This window comes from Streptomyces sp. 4N124 (assembly GCF_052245395.1).
In the GTDB taxonomy this organism is placed as follows: Bacteria; Actinomycetota; Actinomycetes; order Streptomycetales; family Streptomycetaceae; genus Streptomyces.
The window spans coordinates 17,860-35,051 of sequence record NZ_JBQQBS010000011.1 but is presented as its reverse complement, the minus strand read 5'-3'; the positions used below and the strand labels follow the sequence as shown (position 1 = coordinate 35,051).

At 70.8% G+C, this 17,192-nt stretch carries 18 protein-coding genes; 14 read left to right on the top strand and 4 right to left on the bottom strand.

Annotated elements, in window-relative coordinates; all coding sequences use genetic code 11:
• Window positions 1–186: 186 nt before the first annotated feature.
• Genes ACTWQO_RS13825 through ACTWQO_RS13795 form a run of 7 tightly spaced genes read left to right on the top strand, consistent with a single transcriptional unit; the run spans window position 187 to window position 7,551 of the window.
• Window positions 187–1,485: an extracellular solute-binding protein gene (locus tag ACTWQO_RS13825; RefSeq protein ID WP_443237580.1), complete on the top strand. Its 1,299-nt coding sequence runs from the start codon at window positions 187–189 to the stop codon at window positions 1,483–1,485.
• Window positions 1,486–1,492: 7 nt separating this feature from the next.
• A complete protein-coding gene (locus tag ACTWQO_RS13820) occupies window positions 1,493–2,404 on the top strand; it encodes a carbohydrate ABC transporter permease (protein WP_443237579.1) in 912 nt (303 codons plus the stop codon).
• Complete coding sequence (locus ACTWQO_RS13815; RefSeq protein ID WP_443237578.1) at window positions 2,401–3,282, top strand: carbohydrate ABC transporter permease; 882 nt, start codon at window positions 2,401–2,403, stop codon at window positions 3,280–3,282. The genes ACTWQO_RS13820 and ACTWQO_RS13815 overlap by 4 nt, the downstream gene beginning before the upstream one ends.
• A gap of 23 nt (window positions 3,283–3,305) precedes the next feature.
• Window positions 3,306–4,445: an ROK family protein gene (locus tag ACTWQO_RS13810; RefSeq protein WP_443237738.1), complete on the top strand. Its 1,140-nt coding sequence runs from the start codon at window positions 3,306–3,308 to the stop codon at window positions 4,443–4,445.
• A gap of 48 nt (window positions 4,446–4,493) precedes the next feature.
• Window positions 4,494–6,023 carry a GMC oxidoreductase gene (locus tag ACTWQO_RS13805; RefSeq protein WP_443237577.1) on the top strand — a complete coding sequence of 510 codons (1,530 nt, stop codon included), beginning with the start codon at window positions 4,494–4,496 and terminating at the stop codon, window positions 6,021–6,023.
• Window positions 6,020–6,628 (top strand): nucleoside deaminase, encoded by a 609-nt coding sequence (locus tag ACTWQO_RS13800; RefSeq protein WP_443237576.1) that lies wholly within the window; start codon window positions 6,020–6,022, stop codon window positions 6,626–6,628. The genes ACTWQO_RS13805 and ACTWQO_RS13800 overlap by 4 nt, the downstream gene beginning before the upstream one ends.
• Window positions 6,625–7,551 carry a sugar phosphate isomerase/epimerase family protein gene (locus tag ACTWQO_RS13795; protein ID WP_443237575.1) on the top strand — a complete coding sequence of 309 codons (927 nt, stop codon included), beginning with the start codon at window positions 6,625–6,627 and terminating at the stop codon, window positions 7,549–7,551. Before ACTWQO_RS13800 ends, ACTWQO_RS13795 begins: the two co-directional genes overlap by 4 nt.
• Here ACTWQO_RS13795 and ACTWQO_RS13790 read toward each other — a convergent pair.
• Window positions 7,472–8,269, bottom strand: coding sequence for a sigma-70 family RNA polymerase sigma factor (locus ACTWQO_RS13790; RefSeq protein WP_443237574.1), 798 nt, complete (start codon window positions 8,267–8,269; stop codon window positions 7,472–7,474). The two genes, ACTWQO_RS13795 and ACTWQO_RS13790, sit on opposite strands and share 80 nt — an antisense overlap.
• Window positions 8,151–9,566, bottom strand: a complete 1,416-nt coding sequence (locus tag ACTWQO_RS13785; protein WP_443237573.1) for an MFS transporter — start codon at window positions 9,564–9,566, stop codon at window positions 8,151–8,153. The genes ACTWQO_RS13790 and ACTWQO_RS13785 overlap by 119 nt, the downstream gene beginning before the upstream one ends.
• Before the next feature lie 86 nt (window positions 9,567–9,652).
• Here ACTWQO_RS13785 and ACTWQO_RS13780 point away from each other — a divergent pair, with 86 nt between their 5' ends.
• The 6 genes from ACTWQO_RS13780 to ACTWQO_RS13755 all read left to right on the top strand — a co-directional run bounded on the left by ACTWQO_RS13780 (window position 9,653) and on the right by ACTWQO_RS13755 (window position 14,210).
• Window positions 9,653–10,111, top strand: coding sequence for a MarR family winged helix-turn-helix transcriptional regulator (locus tag ACTWQO_RS13780; RefSeq protein ID WP_443237572.1), 459 nt, complete (start codon window positions 9,653–9,655; stop codon window positions 10,109–10,111).
• An 86-nt stretch (window positions 10,112–10,197) separates the two neighbouring features.
• Window positions 10,198–11,388: a GTP-binding protein gene (locus tag ACTWQO_RS13775; protein WP_443237571.1), complete on the top strand. Its 1,191-nt coding sequence runs from the start codon at window positions 10,198–10,200 to the stop codon at window positions 11,386–11,388.
• Between the two features lie 71 nt (window positions 11,389–11,459).
• Window positions 11,460–12,281: a class I SAM-dependent methyltransferase gene (locus ACTWQO_RS13770; RefSeq protein WP_443237570.1), complete on the top strand. Its 822-nt coding sequence runs from the start codon at window positions 11,460–11,462 to the stop codon at window positions 12,279–12,281.
• A 137-nt stretch (window positions 12,282–12,418) separates the two neighbouring features.
• Window positions 12,419–13,378, top strand: a complete 960-nt coding sequence (locus ACTWQO_RS13765; RefSeq protein WP_443237569.1) for a nucleotide-binding protein — start codon at window positions 12,419–12,421, stop codon at window positions 13,376–13,378.
• Window positions 13,379–13,432: 54 nt separating this feature from the next.
• A complete protein-coding gene (locus ACTWQO_RS13760; protein ID WP_328354039.1) occupies window positions 13,433–13,825 on the top strand; it encodes an SCO5389 family protein in 393 nt (130 codons plus the stop codon).
• A gap of 130 nt (window positions 13,826–13,955) precedes the next feature.
• Window positions 13,956–14,210 (top strand): hypothetical protein, encoded by a 255-nt coding sequence (locus ACTWQO_RS13755; protein ID WP_443237568.1) that lies wholly within the window; start codon window positions 13,956–13,958, stop codon window positions 14,208–14,210.
• A 23-nt stretch (window positions 14,211–14,233) separates the two neighbouring features.
• Here ACTWQO_RS13755 and ACTWQO_RS13750 read toward each other — a convergent pair whose 3' ends face one another.
• Window positions 14,234–15,457 (bottom strand): cytochrome P450, encoded by a 1,224-nt coding sequence (locus tag ACTWQO_RS13750; RefSeq protein WP_443237567.1) that lies wholly within the window; start codon window positions 15,455–15,457, stop codon window positions 14,234–14,236.
• A gap of 35 nt (window positions 15,458–15,492) precedes the next feature.
• On the bottom strand, window positions 15,493–16,506 hold the full coding sequence (locus ACTWQO_RS13745; RefSeq protein ID WP_443237566.1) for a DUF2278 family protein: 1,014 nt from the start codon (window positions 16,504–16,506) through the stop codon (window positions 15,493–15,495).
• 245 nt (window positions 16,507–16,751) lie between these two features.
• On the opposite strand from ACTWQO_RS13745, the gene ACTWQO_RS13740 reads away from it, so the two are divergent.
• On the top strand, window positions 16,752–17,192 hold the full coding sequence (locus ACTWQO_RS13740) for an SRPBCC family protein (RefSeq protein WP_443237565.1): 441 nt from the start codon (window positions 16,752–16,754) through the stop codon (window positions 17,190–17,192).

Genomic DNA, 17,192 nt, shown 5'->3' with positions numbered 1-17,192 from the left:
GCGCCCCGGCCGGGTTCAGCGCACGACCCCGCAGCAGAGGTGAATGCGCATATCGGGACGAATGGATTTCGCTACAAGTTCCGAAATTATTCGTGACGGGTGCGCCACTTGGCCGAAATGCGCGCTCCATACCTTCCTGGAATCGCACCTCTGCCCTCAGTGCCTTCAGGAGACAGGAGCCCCCGCGTGCCCCATTCCCTGCGCCGCGGCGCCCTTCGGCTGACCGCCGGTATAGCGCTCATCTGCACCTTCGCCCTTGCGGGCTGCGGGCGCGGCGGTGACACCGCCGCGACGGGCACCGCCGAGCCCGTCGACGACTCTCCGGCCACCGGCAGCGTCGATGTCTGGGCCGCCCAGGGCGACGCCGATGTGCTCGAGAAGGTCATCGAGCCCTTCAAGGCCGACAACCCCGACGTCAAGGTCAATTTCACGCTGATCCCGAACGGCGAGTACTACACCAAGCTCCAGTCGGCGGTCGCGGCGGGCAAGGGACCCGATGTCGCCCAGTTCTTCCCCGAGTCGCAGGCGCAGTTCCTCGACCCGTCGATCCTGCGGCCCGTGCCGGACGGACTCGTCGACAAGGGCAGCTTCTTCAAGAGTCTCTGGGACGCCGGTGTCGCGAAGAACGTGGCCTATACGGTCCCCTGGTACGCCTACACCTACGCGCTCGTCTACCGCTCCGACCTCGCCGACAAGGCGGGCGTGAAGGCGCCGACGACATGGACGGACACGGTTCCCTTCCTGAAGGCGATGCAGGACGCCGGCGCGGTACGTGGCCTCGGGGCCGACATCGGCTGGGACAACTTCAACGGCCAGGACGTCGCGATGTACGCCTGGCAGGCCGGCGGCTCGCTGTTCTCCTCCGACGGCAAGTGGACCCTGGACACACCGGAGATGGCCGAGGCGATCAAGTACAACGCGTCGTTCTTCACCTCGGGCGCCGCCGACACCAGCACGCCCACCTTCCTGGACGCCCAGCCGTACTTCACCTCCGGCAAGACCGCTTCGATGATCACGGGCCCTTGGGTCATCGGCCAGCTCGACAAGGCCGCGGGCAACGACGGCTGGACGGCGTCCCACGTCGCCACCGCGCCCCTGCCGGCCGGGGACTCGAGCGGCGCCTCCTTCTCCGCCGGGGGCAGTTGGGGCGTACTCGCCGACAGCGACAACGCGGACACGTCCTGGAAGTTCGTCCGCCACCTCGCGGAGCCGAGCACCCAGGTCGCGCAGTACAAGGCATACAGCTCGCTGCCGGCCGTCATCTCCGCCTGGGACGACCCGGCCATCGCGGACCAGCCGCTGCTGGACGCCTTCTTCACGCAGATGAAGAACACCCGGGCGTTCCCCCAGGTGACCACCTGGCAGCAGGTAGCGACCCGGCTGGGCAAGGAGATCGAGGCCGTGGCCAAGGGCACGGAGAGCGCGGAGAAGGCCGCCGCGAACGTGCAGGCGTACGCCGAGAGCGTCGGCACCGGTGCGGAGTGATCCACGGATGACCACCGGCATCGTCAACGTGCGCCGCCGCCGGGGCGGCGGCGCCCGGCGAACGGCTGTCGCCTGGCTGTTCCTGGCACCGTTCACCGTCGTCTTCCTGCTCTACACGGCGCTCCCCACCGTCGCCGCGCTCGGGTTCAGCCTCACCGATCTGCGGGGCACGGATCTGCGGCATCCGTTCGCGGTCGACTTCACGGGTGTGGAGAACTATCTCCGGCTGTTCCGGGACCAGAGTTTCCTGCGGGACCTCGTGAACACCGCCGTCTTCGTGGCCGTCGGCGTGCCGCTGACCATGGGGACCGGGTTCGCGCTGGCCCTGGCGCTGAATTCCGGCATCCGGCGACTGCGCGGAGTGTTCCGCACGGTCTTCTTCGCACCGGTCGTCACCAACGTCGTGGCGGTCGCCCTGATCTGGCAGTACGCCTTCAACGACGGCGGCACCGTCAACAAGGTGCTCGGCGCCGTCGGCTTCGCCGGACCGAACTGGCTGGACGACCCGAACCTGGCCATGCCCGTGGTCATCCTGCTGGGCATCTGGCGCAACTTCGGCATCGCGATGGTGCTGTTCCTCGCCGGTCTGCAGGCGATTCCCCGAGACGTGTACGAGGCCGCCGCGCTCGACGGGGCGGGCCGGTGGCGGCAGTTGAGGCACATCACCCTGCCACTGCTGCTGCCCACCCTCCTGCTGGTCTCGGTGCTGCTGACCGTCTTCTTCCTCCAGGTGTTCGACGAGCCGTATCTGCTCACGGACGGCGGCCCGCTCGGTTCCACCGAGTCCGTGGCGCTGTACACCTACCACCAGTTCGGGGCGGGGGAGTTGGGGATGTCGTCCGCCGCGTCCTTCGTGATGCTCGTGCTCGTGGCCGTGGTGAGTCTAGTCCAGTTCCGACTGCTGAGGTCCCGCACATGACCGCCGTCGCCGCGTTCGAAGACGCTCACCTGACCACCGGCCGGATCGCCGTGCGCCGTCGGTCCGTCTCCCGGCCGCTGCTGTACGGCGCGCTGGTGCTGTGCGCGCTGCTCACGATGCTGCCGTTCCTCTGGGTGATCAGCGGCTCGCTGCGCAGTCTCGACGAGATCCGCTCCGACCCCGGCGCCTGGCTCCCCCACGACGTCACCTTCGACAACTTCGTACGGCTGTTCAGCACCGAAGGTTTCGGCCGGTTCATGGTCAACAGCATCGTGGTCGCGGCCCTCGTGGTGGCCGGCAACATCGTGACGGCCTCGGCCGCCGGCTACGCGCTCGCCAAGCTCGACTTCGCGGGCAGGCGGATCGCGTTCGGCGCGGTCATGGCGGCACTGATGGTTCCGCTCACCGCGGTGTTCGTCCCGCAGTTCGTGATCACCGTCGACCTGGGCCTGGCGGACACCCTCGCCGGAATCGCCCTGCCCGGCATGGCACTGCCGCTGTCGGTGTTCATCATGCGGCAGTACGCGATGTCGGTTCCCGACGAACTCCTCGAAGCGGCGCGGATCGACGGCGCGGGCGAGTTCCGGATCTTCTTCCGGATCTTCCTGCCGCTGGCCGGCCCCGCGGTCGCGACGATCACGATCATGTCGTTCCTCACCTCGTGGAACAACTTCATCTGGCCACTCATCGTCGCCCAGAGCATGTCCAGCTACACGCTGCCGGTGGGCCTCGCCGCCACCAGTCAGGCCGCGGCACACGTCACCGACTACGGCCTGATGCTGGCCGGCGCGATCGTCGTGATGCTGCCCGTGCTCGTCCTCTTCCTGTTCCTGCAGCGCTACTTCGTGCAGGGCATCTCCGGAACGGGCATGCGGTGACGCGGGCCGCGCCGACCACCGGCATGAACGGCCTGAACCAGAGCGCCGTACGACGGGTCAACACCTCCGTCATCCTGCGCGCGCTGGCGGTGTCGGCCGAGCCGACGACGTTGACCGCGCTCGCCGAGCAGGCCGGTCTCTCCCGCCGCACCATCGAGCTGATCCTCGACTCGCTCGTCGAGGCGGGCTGGGTGATCGAGCTGGACCGGGTTCCGACGAGCGGCGGTGCCGGGCGCCCCGCCCGGCGGTACGAACTGCGGGCCGAGCACGCCCTGCTGGCCGCGGTGCGCATCACCACCTCGGATGCGTCGGCGGCCGTCGCCGACGTACGCGGCCGTGTCCTCGGCCGCGCGCACCGACCGCTGCGCGCCTACCAGGATCCGCAGGTCACCCTCGACGACGTCGCGGCGCTGGTGCGGGCCGCGCTCGACGACGCGGGCGGTTCGGAGGACCGGCTGCGGGCCGGTGCGGTCGCGGCCGGCGGTGCCATCGACGACGACGGAATCGTACGGCGCCTGGTGCACACGACGCGCTGGGAAGGCGTGCGCCTGCCCGATGAACTCGCGCACCGCATCCCTGTGCCCTGGTTCGCCGACAACGACTCCAACCTCGGTGCCCTCGCGGAGCGTTGGCGCGGTGTGGCCGGCGACCACGACAACGTCGTCTGGGCGGTGCTCGGGAACCGCACCGGTCTCGGCATCCTCATCCGTGGGGCCGTACACCGCGGTCTCGACGGCGCCGCCGGTGAAATCGTCGAAGCGGTGTCGATGCCGACGGGCTCGGTCGAGAACCACCCCGTCGCCGGGCTGACCTCACCGGAGCCGGCCCAACGCGGCGTCGCACTCGGCCGGTTCGACGCGGCTCGCTCCGGCGAGGCGACCGCGCTCGCGGAGGTCGACGAGTTCGTGAGGAACATCGCCTCCATCCTCACCACCCTGTCGTGGACGATCGCACCCTCACTGATCGTGCTCGGCGGCGGTCTGGAGGACGCGGCCGATGTGCTGCTGCCCCGGGTGCGCGAGGCGTTGCGCCGTGCCCGCACCCCCGCGGTCGAGCTGCGCGCCACCGGCCTGGGCCGCGACGCCCCGCTGATCGGCGCCGTCAAGCTGGCGCTGGACCGCATGGACACCGAGCTGTTCGGCCCGCTGATCCCCCGTGCGTGATCGCGTACGCCCCCTCACTCGGCCCCTTGTGCAAGACAGGAGCATTCCTTGACCGACACCCCGCGCACCGACGTCCTCGTCGTCGGCAGCGGCATCATGGGATCCGTCGTGGCCCGACTGCTGCGCGACACCGATCCGGCGCTGCGCATCACGATGGTCGACGGCGGCACCGCGATCGGCGAGGTCCCCGGCCGTCATCTGCACGACGTGGACGACCCGGTGCTGTGGTCGCGCCACAACGAACAGGTCACCACCGGCATCCAGGGCATGTACACGGGCGCCGAAGTGGTGCGCGACGTGGCCGGCAGCCTCACCGATCTGCCGCCCGGCATGTTCCACGCGCTCGCCTTCGGCGAGGACGCCGAGGCAATGCCCGCGACGGCGCTCGCCTGGAACGCGGGCGGCATGGGCGTGCACTGGACCGCCGCCACACCGTGGCCCGCGGGAGACGAGGTGTTCGACTTCGGCGACCCGGCGCGCTGGGCGGCGGATCTGGACACCGCGCGCCGGGCGCTCGCGGTGACCCCCTCCCCGATCGGTCCGACGGAGGCCGGCCGACTGGTACTCGACGTACTGCGTCGACGGTACGACGGGACGGGACCGGACGACCGCGGCCCGCAGCCGATGCCCATGGCCGTCACCGCGTCCGCATCGGGCCCCCTGCCCCGCACCGCTCCCGGGACGGTCTTCCCCCCGCTCGCGACCAGCGGCGACCCGGCCTTCACCTTGGTCACCGGCACGCTCGTGACGTCCCTCCTCGCGCCGGACGGCCGGATCACCGGCGCCCGGCTGCGTCGGGTCGCCGACGGCGCCGAGTCCGAACTCCGCGCGGCCGCCGTGGTGGTGTGCGCCGACGCGCTGCGCACCCCGCAGCTGCTGTTCGCCTCGGGCATACGGCCCGAAGCGCTCGGCCGCCACCTCAACGAGCACGCCTTCGTCACCGCCCGCGTGCTGCTCGACCTCGACCGGTTCGGCCTCGCCCTGGACGCCCTGCCCCTGCCGCGCACGGGCGAGTTCTGCACGGACTCCCTCTGGCTGCCGCGGAACGGCGCGGCACAGCCGTTCCACGGACAGATCATGAACCGGACGTACGTCGACGACAGGGGCCGCCCTCTCGCACATTCCGTAGGCCTCTCGCTGTACGTCCCCGTCGAGACACGCCCCGAGAACCGGCTGGTGTTCTCCGACACCGAGACCGACCTCGCCGGTATGCCGCGGATCGGTGTCGAGTTCGGCTACTCCGACGCCGACCGCGCGCTGATACGACGGGCGCTGGCCGAAGTCGGGTCGCTCGCCGAGGAGTTCGGCCCGTTCGATCCGCGAACCGAACGCGCGCTGCTTCCGCCGGGCTCGTCCCTGCACCTGACCGGCACCGTCCGGTCCGGCACCGCCGACGACGGCACCAGCGTGTGCGACCCGGACGGCAGGGTGTGGGGCTTCGACAACCTGTACCTCGCCGGCAACGGGGTGATCCCGACGGCGATGGCCGCCAACGTCACACTGACGGGCGCGGTGACGGCGGTGCGGGCCGCACGCGCCGTCGCCGAGCGCCACGCACTCACAGGAGTTCAGTCATGATCGACATCGCGAAGGAATACCGCGTGGCACTGCCGACGTGGATCGACGACGAGCTGGCCGACGTGCCCTCCGTCCTCCTCGGCCACGACGAGCGGATGCGCCTCGTGCACCGCCTCGCCGACCGCAACTGGCGCGAGGGCAACGGCGGCCCGTTCGCGGCACTCGTCGCCGAGCGGGACACCGGCCGGATCGTCTCCGTCGGCGTGAACGTCGTGCTCACCTCCGGGGTCTCGAGCGCGCACGCCGAGGTCGTCGCGCTGGGCCTCGCCCAGCTGGCGACCGGCGGCTGGGACCTCGGCGGCCCCGGCCTGCCGAGCCACGAGCTGGTGGTGAACTGGCGTCCGTGCGTGCAGTGTTACGGCGCGACGATGTGGTCCGGGGTGCGCGGCCTCGTGGTCGCCGGCGAGGGCCCGGAGCTGGAGGAGATCACCACGTTCGACGAAGGCCCGCTGGGCGCGGACTGGGCCGAGCAGTTCGAGGCCCGCGGCATCGGGGTCGTACGGGATGTGCTCCGGGACGAGGCGCTCGCCGTGTTCCGGAACTACCGAGCCGTTGTCGACACCGAGGGTGCCGTCGTCTACAACGCGCGCGGAGGTGCCGTATGACACCGCGGTTCGCGACCGACATCATCACCTTCTACCACCCGGACTTCTGGGGACTCGAATCCGCGGACGCCGTGCGCGCCTGGGCCTCGGCGAACCCTGAGAGCTTCTGGGAACGGGTGATGGACGCGCTGGCCGAGGCCGGCGTCACCGGCATCGAGTTGACCTTCGCGCCGGGCGACATCGACTCGGCGCTCCGTTCCTTCGGCAGCGCACCGGCGTTCCGCCGCGCGCTTCAGGCCCGGGGCCTGTCCGTCGTGAGCGCGTTCATCGCCGGGAGCGACGCCCCCGACTGGCGGGACACCGAGAACCTGCCCGCGATCGTCGCCGACGCCGAGCGACGCGCGGCCTTCCTCGCCGACATGGGAGCCGAACTTCTCGTCGCCGGACTGCCCATGCGAACGACGTTCGGCACGCGCCCGCCCTTCTTCGTCGACGCCGCCTATATGACGCGGATGGCCGACATCGCCCATGCGGTCGGCGAGGCCGTCGCCCGGCACGGGGTGAAGCTCGCCTTCCACACGGAGTCGAACAGCACGCTCTGGTACGAGCGCGACATCGACCTGTTCATGGCGCTGACCGATCCACGGTACGCGTGGCTGTGCCCTGACTCCTGCCATATCGCGCTCGGCGGAGGCGACCCGGTCGCCGTGGCACGTCGCCATGCGCAGCGCATCGCGCTGGCGCACTGGAAGGACGCGGTCAAGCCGATCGACGTCCACCTGACCATCGACGAAACGGTCTTCGCCCAACAGCAGCCCTACATGGCCGAATTGGGCACCGGCATCGTGGACTGGAGAGGATGGGCCGACGCCATGTCCCGCACGCCCGGCGCCGGCATCGTCCTCATCGAACTGGACGAGGCGGCCGATCCCGTCGCCGCGCTCCGGGCGGGCACGGCCGTCGCGCGGGAGGCCCGGGCCTGACCGGCTCCTCGTTCCCGAGCCGGTGCTCGCGGGCGTACTCCGCCAGCAGTGCGCGCAGTTGGGTACGCCCGCGGTGCAGCCGGGACAGCACCGTGCCGACCGGCGTCCGCATGATGTCAGCGATCTCCCGGACGGCGAAGCCCTCGACGTAGGCGAGATACACGGCGACCCGGAAGTCCTCCGGTATGGCCCGCAGCGCCGCCTCGACGTCGGCGTCGGGGATGTGGTCGAGCGCCTCCGACTCGGCGGACCGCAGCCCCGTCGACGCATGCGATGCGGCGCGCGCCAGCTGCCAGTCCTCGATCTCCGTCGTGCCGTCGTCGCGGCGCGGCCGGTGCTGCTGCTTGCGGCAGGTGTTGAGGAACGTGGTGGTGAGGATGCGGTACAGCCATGCCTTCAGGTTCGTGCCGTCGTGGAACTGGTGGAACGAGGCGTAGGCCCTGGCATACGTCTCCTGGACCAGGTCCTCGGCGTCGGCCGGGTGGCCGGTCATACGCAACGCGGCCGAGTAGAGGCGGTCCAGGTGCTCGAGGGCGGGTTCGAAGTGGGCCTGGCGGTCCGGGGTGCGGGGACCGCCGTCGTACGTCCTCATAGTGTCCTCAGACCTCGACCACGGGCGCGCCGACAGTGGCCCGGGTGAACCGGGGCAGCGCGGCGACACCGACGGCGAGCAGGGCGACGATGCCCATCTGCACGTACTCGACATCCGCGAAGGCATCCGGGACGCTGTGCGGGGCGAGGCTGACGTAGAGGGTGCCGAGCGTGGCGACGCCGAGGGCCAGGCCGCTCTGCTGCAGCGTGATGAGCACCCCGCTGCCAATGCCGCCCAGGTGGGCGGGCACATCGGCGAGGACACTGCGGAACAGTCCGGCGAACAGCATCGACTGCCCGGCCCCGACGAGGGCCAGCGGCCCGGCCAGCCCCCACAGACCGACGTACGGCCACTGCGTCACGAACAGGGCGACCAGCCAGGCCAGCCCCGCCAGTTGCACCACCGCCCCCGCCGACATGGCGCCCCGGCCGAAGCGGGTGATCAGACGCGGGGCCAGCACCGATCCGGCGAGGAACAGCACGGCCATCGGCAGGATCGCCAGACCGCTGTGCAGGGCGTCGGTGTGCAGCCCGTCCTGCATCGTCAGCGCGAAGACGAACATGAACGCCCCGAAGCCGATACTGAACGCCAACACCATGAGCAGCCCCCGGGACATCGACGGCAGCCGTAGCAGCGACGGCGGCAGCAACGGGGTCTCACCGCGGAGTTCGGCCCGCTTCTCCACCCAGTAGGTGACGGTCCCGAGCAGCACGGCCACGGCGAACAGGAGCCGGCTCCACCACGGCCGGCCCAGCGAGTGCCCCTCGGTCAGCGGGACGAGCAGGGCGACAAGTGTGGCCGCGAACAGGACCGTGCCGGGCAGATCGATGCCGACCGGGTGCGGGGACCGGGTGGCGGGCACGAGACGGGCCGAGAACAGCAGGACCGCCAGCCCGATGGGCACGTTGACCAGGAAGATCGGCCGCCAGGACGTACCGGCGATGTCCGCGCTGACCAGCAGCCCGCCCACCAGCTGACCGACGACTGCGGCGATGCCGGAGGTCGCCCCGTACAGCGCCAACGCGCGTGCCTTGCGCTCCCCTTCGAGAGTGTGGTGGAAGGTCGCGAGGACCTGCGGGATGAGCAGCGCGGCGGTCGCGCCCTGCACGATCCGGGCCGCGATCAGCGCCTCGACGTCCGGCGCGAGGCCGCAGGCCAGCGAGGCCAGGACGAAGCCGGCGAGCGCACCCAGGAACAGCCGGTGCCGGCCGAAGCGGTCCCCCAGCCGTCCGCCCAGGACCAGCAGGGCGGCGTAGGCGACCCCGTATCCGGCGATCACCAGTTGCAGCGCGGCCGTCGAGGCGTGCAGGGACGCGTCGATGCTCGGCAGGGCGACGTTGGTGATGAAGAAGTCCGTGATCGGCAGGAATGCGCCTGCCAGCAGGATCAGTACGCCGGGAGGGTGCAGTTCTTCGGTGGCCATGGCCAACCTCTCACCAGGAGATTAGTTACTTGCGCGAGTAACTATAAAACTTGCATGCGCTAGCAAGCAACGCCTAGAGTGAGGACATGACCGACAGCGACGAGGCGCTCCGACTCTCAGCAGAGGAGAAGGCGCTGATCCGGGCACTGCGACCGGCGATGGCCGCCCTGATGCGGGCCTTCGACGAGGATCTGCGCCGCGCTCAAGGACTCAGCCACACGGAATACATCACGCTGATGTTCCTGTCCGAGGCCTCCGAGCGCACCATACGCCTGAGCGACCTGGCCGAGCTGGTGCAGCAGTCGGCCTCCGCCCTCGGCCGCACCGTGCGGCGCCTGGAGACCGAGGGTCTGGTGGCGCGCGAGCAGTCGGCACAGGACGCCCGCTCCTTCAATGCCGTCCTCACGGACGCCGGCCTGACCCGCCTGCACGAGGCCGAGGCCGTCCATGTCGCGAGCGTCCGCCGTCACTTGTTCGACCACCTCGAAGGCGTGGACCTGGCAAGGCTGGCCACCGCGTTCCAGCACATCACTGCCACCGGCTGACAACTGGAGGCGCGGCCCGCTCGCCCGTAGTAATGGAATCCATTTTCATGTAGCGTGGCGGTGCTCGCCCACCCAGGAGAACCGCCATGCCTTCCCTTGACCCGTCCGGCCGTCTGCCCGTCACCGTGCTGTCCGGGTTCCTGGGAGCGGGCAAGACCACGCTGCTCAACCATGCCCTCGGCAACCGCGAGGGCCTGCGGGTCGCAGTCATCGTCAACGACATGAGCGAGATCAACATCGACGCCGCGCTGGTCCGCGGCGGCGAGGCCGCTCTGTCGCGGACCGAGGAGCGCCTGGTCGAGATGACCAACGGGTGCATCTGCTGCACTCTGCGCGACGACCTGCTGGAGGAGGTCGACCGGCTGGCCCGCGAGGGCCGCTTCGACTACCTCCTCATCGAGTCGTCCGGCATCTCGGAGCCGATGCCGGTCGCGGCCACTTTCGCCTTCGCCCGCGACGACGGCGCCACCCTCGGCGACCTGGCCCGACTGGACACCATGGTCACGGTCGTGGACGCCGCGAACTTCCTGCCCGAACTGGCGGGCGGCGACGAACTGGTGGAGCGGGGGCTCGATCAGTACGAGGACGACGAGCGCACCGTCAGCGATCTGCTGATGGACCAGATCGAGTTCGCCGATGTGATCGTCGTCAACAAGCTCGACCTCGTCGACACCGCGACCGCCGACCGGCTGCGCGCGACGCTCACCCGCCTCAACCCCGCCGCCCGGATCGTCCCCGCCGAGCACGGCCGGGTCGACGTCCGCGAGGTGCTGGGCACCGGCCTGTTCGACCTGGAGCGCGCCCAGCAGGCGCCGGGCTGGGTCCGGGAGCTGAACGGCGACCATGTCCCGGAGACCGAGGAGTACGGCATCTCCTCCTACGTCTTCCGCGCCGAACTTCCCTTCCACCCCGGCCGGTTGTGGACCTTCGTGAGCGAGCAGCTGGACAGCGGTGTCTTCGGGGAGGTCCTGCGCTCCAAGGGCTTCTTCACCCTGGCCAGCCGCCCGCAGGTGACGGGGCTGTGGTCGCAGGCCGGTGCGGTGGCCCGCTTCGAGCCGTCCACGGCGCGGGACGAGGAGGCGCCGTACGCGCAGGAACTGGTCTTCATCGGCACCGAGTTGCAGGCCGAGCCGCTGCGGGCCGCGCTGTCCGGCTGTCTGATGCGGGCCGGTGAAGCGCCGCCCGCCACCGATCCCTTCCCGGTCTGGGAGACGTACGGCATCGACGATGCCTGCGAGCACGAAGAGCACCCCGAACTGGTCGCGGGGGCCCACTGACTCCGGGCCGGGCGGTGGACGCAGCCACGGCACCGCCCGGCCCGGTACGGACACCGAACCGGGAGGCTGCCATGACTCAGCACACCGTACGTCTGGGCACGGTCCAGGAGACCCTGCTCATCCCGCTCTACGGCCGCGCGGTGGAGAACCGCAAGCCGGAACCCGCCCTGCGCGACGCGCGGGCCGAGGAGATCGTCGCCTCGATCGACTACGACTTCGCCCGCTTCGACGACGGCCCGAGCCTGCTCGGCTCGGTGCTGCGCACGAGTCTGTTCGACCGCTGGGTGCGGGACTTCGTCGCCGAACACCCCGAGGGCACCGTCGTCGAGATCGGCACCGGCCTCAACACGCGGTACGAGCGCGTCGACAACGGCCGGGTCCGGTGGTTCGACCTCGATCTGCCCGACGTCGTCGACCTGCGCCGGACCTTCTTCACGGACACCCCGCGCCGGACGATGATCCCGGCATCGGTGACGGACGCGTCCTGGGCCGAATCGCTGCCCACGGACGGCCCGTACTTCTTCGCCGCCGAGGCCGTCCTGCCGTATCTGGAGGAGAAGGACGTCCAGCGTGTCGTCGACCTCCTCGCCGACCGCTTCCCGGGCTCGCTGCTGGCCTTCGACACGACGGGCCCCGGCATGATCGACACCCAGGACGAGCACGACGCGCTCAGCAAGGTCGACGCACGGCTGACGTGGAACTGCACGGACCCGGCCCGGCTCGCCGAGTGGCGCCCCGGGGTCCAGGTCCTCGCCTCGCACACGCTGGTCACCCTGCCGTCCGCGATGTACGACGAACTGCCGCGCGGCTACCAGGAGATGCTCACGGGCCTCGCCGCGATGAAGCTGCCGCAGGTAGAGGACTACCGGCTCAATCTTGTGCGACTCCCCTGACGGGCCGTCCCGGATTACTACCCAATTTTCAACTCGCTCCGCCCGCCGCTCAGTTGAACGTCCGCGGATTTGACACCGACCCCCTGCGCTCACCAATCTACGTTCATGACATTCATTTCCAATAGGGGCGGTTAGGCATGCGCGTGGCCTTCGTGGGTAAGGGCGGCAGCGGCAAGACGACCCTGTCCGCACTCTTCGCCCGTCATCTCGCGCGCTCGGGCGCGCCCGTCGTCGCCATGGACGGCGACATCAACCAGCACCTGGCCTACGCCCTCGGGCTCGACGAGGACGAGGTCTTCGCCGCGCCGCCGCTCAGTGCGCGGACCGGTGAGATCAAGGACTATCTGCGGGGCACGAACCCGCGGATCCCGTCCCGCGAGGCCATGGTGAAGACCACGCCGCCCGGGCGCGGCTCCCGGCTGGTCCGGCTGCTCGGCGACGACGAGATCCACTCGCGACACGTCCAGCGGGTCGGCGAGGTGGCCCTGATGGTCACGGGCGCCTTCGACGAGAGCGATCTCGGGGTGGCCTGCTACCACTCCAAGCTGGGCGCGGTCGAGCTGTACCTCAACCATCTGGTCGACGGCCCCGGCGAGTACGTCGTCGTCGACATGACGGCCGGGGCGGACGCCTTCGCCTCGGGGCTGTTCACCCGGTTCGACATGACGTTCCTGGTCGTCGAGCCGACCCGGAAGAGCGTCTCGGTCTACCGCCAGTACCGCGACCACGCGGCCGAGTTCGGCATCCCGGTCGCCGTGGTCGGCAACAAGGTCACCGGCGCGGACGACCTGGACTTCCTGCGCCGGCACGTCGGCGACGACCTCCTCGCCCACTGCGAGCAGTCCGCCTTCGTCCGCGCCCAGGAACAGGGCCGCGACCAGGGCGAGCTGGAGCCCGCCAACGCCGAGGCGCTGCAGCGGCTGCAGGCCGCCGTCGACGCCCGTACGAAGGACTGGGCGGCCTTCCAGCGGCATGCCGTCGAGTTCCACCTCCGCAACGCCACGGCCTGGGCCAACGAGGCCACCGGCCGGGACCTCGCCGACCAGGTCGACCCCGAGTTCGACCACGGCCCCGCGGCGCTCGCGGCCTTCGCCTGACCTCACCGCACCTCTGTGTTCCACCACCAGCACAACAGACAGGACACCCCCTTCATGTCGCTCGACGTCTCCCCGCAGCTGCTCGCCGAAGCCGAGAACGGCCAGGTGCGGGAAGAGGACTTCGTGGATACGGTCCGTACGTCCCTGCCGTACGCCTACGATCTGATCGCCCGGCTGGTCGGTGAACTGGGCGCCGGTCAGGCCGAGTTCGCCGACAACCAGACCCCGCCGCCCTCCGAGAAGGAGCGGGGCCAGTTGCTGCGGGCGCTGTCCAGCGACGCGATCCGCGGCAGCCTGGAGCGGCACTTCGGCGTCGCCCTCGCCTTCCAGAACTGCCACCGCGTCGCCGTGTTCCCGCCCGAGGCGCGCGGCGGTGAGACGTACACCCGCTTCACTTCTCTGCGCGCCCAGATCCTGAACCAGTCGCCGGAGTTCCGCGACTGCTGAGGCCGTACGACGCCGGTGCGGGAGGGACGGCGGCCCCCTCCCGCGCCAGCGGGATCAGCAGCCCCGCGACCACGAGAGTCGCCACTGCCGTGATCATCCCCTGATCCAACTCCTGCAGCGGACCGCGCTGATGAGCCTGCCGGAGATCTCCGCGCTGCTGGCCGGCACCGGCAAGGACGGGGACTGGCGTACGGCGGTGAAGGGGCGCGGCACCGAATGCGAGGCACAGCTCGCCCGGCTGACGGCGGCCCGTGCCTACCTCGCCCATCTGCTGGACTGCCCGAGCGACCACCCCACGGACCAGTGCCCGTATCTCGCCCAGGAGCTCGGCCACTACCTCGCCACGGGACGCGTTCCGCAGCCGCCGTCCATTGAGGCCCGGTAAGCCCAAGAGCGACCCGCCACCTTCTACGGCCAGTGAAGGCGCAGGGTCTGCGGGGAGCGGTGGATCATCGTGGGGCGCATGGTGACCGGGTGGTCCTCCGCGAGGCGCAGGCCGGGCAGTCGGGCGGTCAACTCCTGGAGGGTGAGGCGTAGTTGCTCGCGGGCGAGCTGTGAGCCGGGGCAGCTGTGCACGCCCAGCCCGAAGGCGAGGTGGCGGTCGGGGGTGCGGGTGATGTCGAAGGTGTCGGGGCGCGGGTGCCGTACCGCGTCCCGGTTCGCCCCGCCGAAGGCCACGAACAGTGCGGCACCGGCGGGGAGTTCGGTGCCCGCGAGGGTGACCGGGCGGGTGGTGACGCGGCGGAATCCCTGCAGGGCGGTGTCGTAGCGTGCCGCCTCCTCGATCGCCGCCGGGATCCGGCCGGGCTCGGCGCACAGCAGCTCCCACTGGGCGCGGTGGCGCAGGAGGTGCAGGACGGTCGTGCCGATCAGTGCGGTGGTGGTGAGGTGTCCGGCGAGGAGCAGGTTCTGGAGGTGTGCGACGAGTTCGTGCCGCTGCTCCAGGGTGAGTTCGCCCTTGCCCGGGGTGGTGACAGAGGCGATGAGCTCGGTGCAGAGGTCCTCGCGGGGGTGCGCGTGCCGCTCGCGCACGTAGCCGTCGAGGATGTGCTGCATGGCGACGACATCCTCGGCCGCGGCCACCTGCTCGTCCTCCTCCAGCGGGCGGAAGAGCAGTTCCTCCGCCCGGTACCCGCCATGGACGACGGCGGGTACGTCGGCCGGGTCGAGGCCGACGATCCTGCCGATGACCTCGCCGGGGAGCCGCATCGCGTAGGCCGACATCAGCTCGACCTCCCCGTCCCCGGCGAACGCGTCGACGAGGGTGGCGGCGCGCTCGGCGGCGTACGGCAGCACGGCGGCGACGCGCGCCGGTGACAGGCCGCGGACGATCGGCGCGCGCAGCCGCTGGTGCGGCTCCCCGTCCGCGGTGACGACGACGGGCCGCCCGCCGAACCCGCCGCCGAGCACGGCGAGCGCGGCGGGCGACGGCAGCACGTCCGGCCGCAGCGCGTTCGCCGACGAGAAGTCCCCGGGGCGGCGCAGGACTTCTCGTACGTCGGCGTCCCGGGCGACCAGCCAGGCGTCCAGCTCGGCGAGGTGCACGAGGCCGTCGGAGTGCCGGGCGCGCGCGTAGTGCGGGTATGGATCGCGCTGCAACTCGTCGAGCCTGCCGTGCAGTTCAGGGTCCATGAGACGCCCTCCGGTGGCGACACGTCGTCGGGTCGTCAGAACACCACGGTCCAGCCCTCACGTCCCCCCTGCTGCCCGGTGTACGAAACGCCGTGCACCTTCAGGCCGCCCGCGTCGAGGAGGTTGATCTCGCCGCCGTTGTTGCCGAGTCGGGCGCCGTCCGCCGAGAGGGGGACGGACAGGAAGGCCCCGGGGGCCAGCGGGCCGGGCGGTACCGGGGAGCCGTGTCCCAGACGGTCGGTGATGCGCCAGCCGGTGAGGTCGACGGGGTCCGGCGAGGCATTGAGCAGCGTCACCGTCTCCGCCTCGGGCGCCGGGCCCCTGGGGTTGACCAGCGCGGCGATGACCCGCACCCGCTGACCGCCGGGCTCGGGGCGCGTACCGTCGGCGCCTTCCAGGGCGTGGCCGGTGATGTCGTCCGTGTGCCAGGACTGGCTCTGGAAGGCGAGGAAGATCCCGACCCAGCGCGACTGCCCGGGGAAGTGGATCAGAATCCCGCCGTCCTGCCACACCCCGTCGTCGCCCCGGAAGCGGCGGCTGTTGCCCTGGTTCATATGGATGTCGTGGACGCCGTTGCCGGGCCGGAAGCCGAACACCTTGTCCTGGGCGCCGTTCTCGGGCCCCCAGCGCTCACCGAAGACGTACAGCCGGGCCTCCGGGTTGTCGACCGCGCGCCGCACATAGTGGTCGAGGACGTCGGCGAGGTCGTTGTCGGGCCCTTCCGCGTCCGGCGGCAGCGGGCGCATCCGCGCCGGGTCGAAGAGGGTGCCGCGGACGAAGTCGAGGTTCGGGCCGCCGGGTCCGGCCGGCAGGGTGTTCCAGCCGCTGGTGAGGCCTTCCAGCCGGTCCGTGACGGGGTGCCGGAAGTCCTCGTCGACGAGGTACAGCAGCTCGCTGGGCCGCTCCTGCGACAGGACGTTGACGGCGGCGCGGTAGTGCGTGCCCGCGTCGTCGGTGAGATGTATCTGGTAGTGCGGCGTGTCGTCGGCGCCCTCGCGCCGGGTGTCGACCGCACGTGTGATCAGTACGCCGTAGGCCTTCAGCGGCATGACGAACAACTCCCCCTGAGGGCGGGCGGATTGCCCGCCTATGGGGGCATGCTAAGCGCTCCGCTGGAAGAACGGCCATAAGCCTGCGGGCCGGTGGAGGCTGGTCGCGCAGTTCCCCGCGCCCCTTAACGCACCGGACTTCGCCAATGCTGCTTAGCGGGCCATCCCTCCACAACACCGGCACGTGCGGGAAGTCGGGACAGGATGGGACGGGAATTCACGGTCGGCTTCCCTACGATCATTGCGTGGTCAACTTCCTGCTCGAACGCACCGCCCCCCTCCCCCTCCCCGAGGCCTGGCGCCGCCTCACCGAATGGCCCCGCCACGGCGAGGTCGTACCGCTGACCCGGGTCACCGTCATCACCCCACCCCCCACCGGGGAGGGCACGGTGTTCGTCGCCCGCTCCGGCCTCGGCCCCCTCGCCTTCGACGACCGCATGGAGGTCACCGTGTGGCACCCACCGGGCGACGAAACCCCGGGCCTGTGCCGCCTGGAGAAGCGGGGCCGCGTGATCACCGGCTGGGCGGAACTCGAGGTACGTCCGGGGCCGGGTGGCCGGGCGCGCGTCGTCTGGCGCGAGGAACTGGGGGTGCGGCTGCTGCCCGGGGTCTTCGATCCGGTGGTGAAGCGGGCGGCGCGGTATGTGTTCGGGCGGGCGGTGAATCGGTTGCTCAGGTGGCAGTGA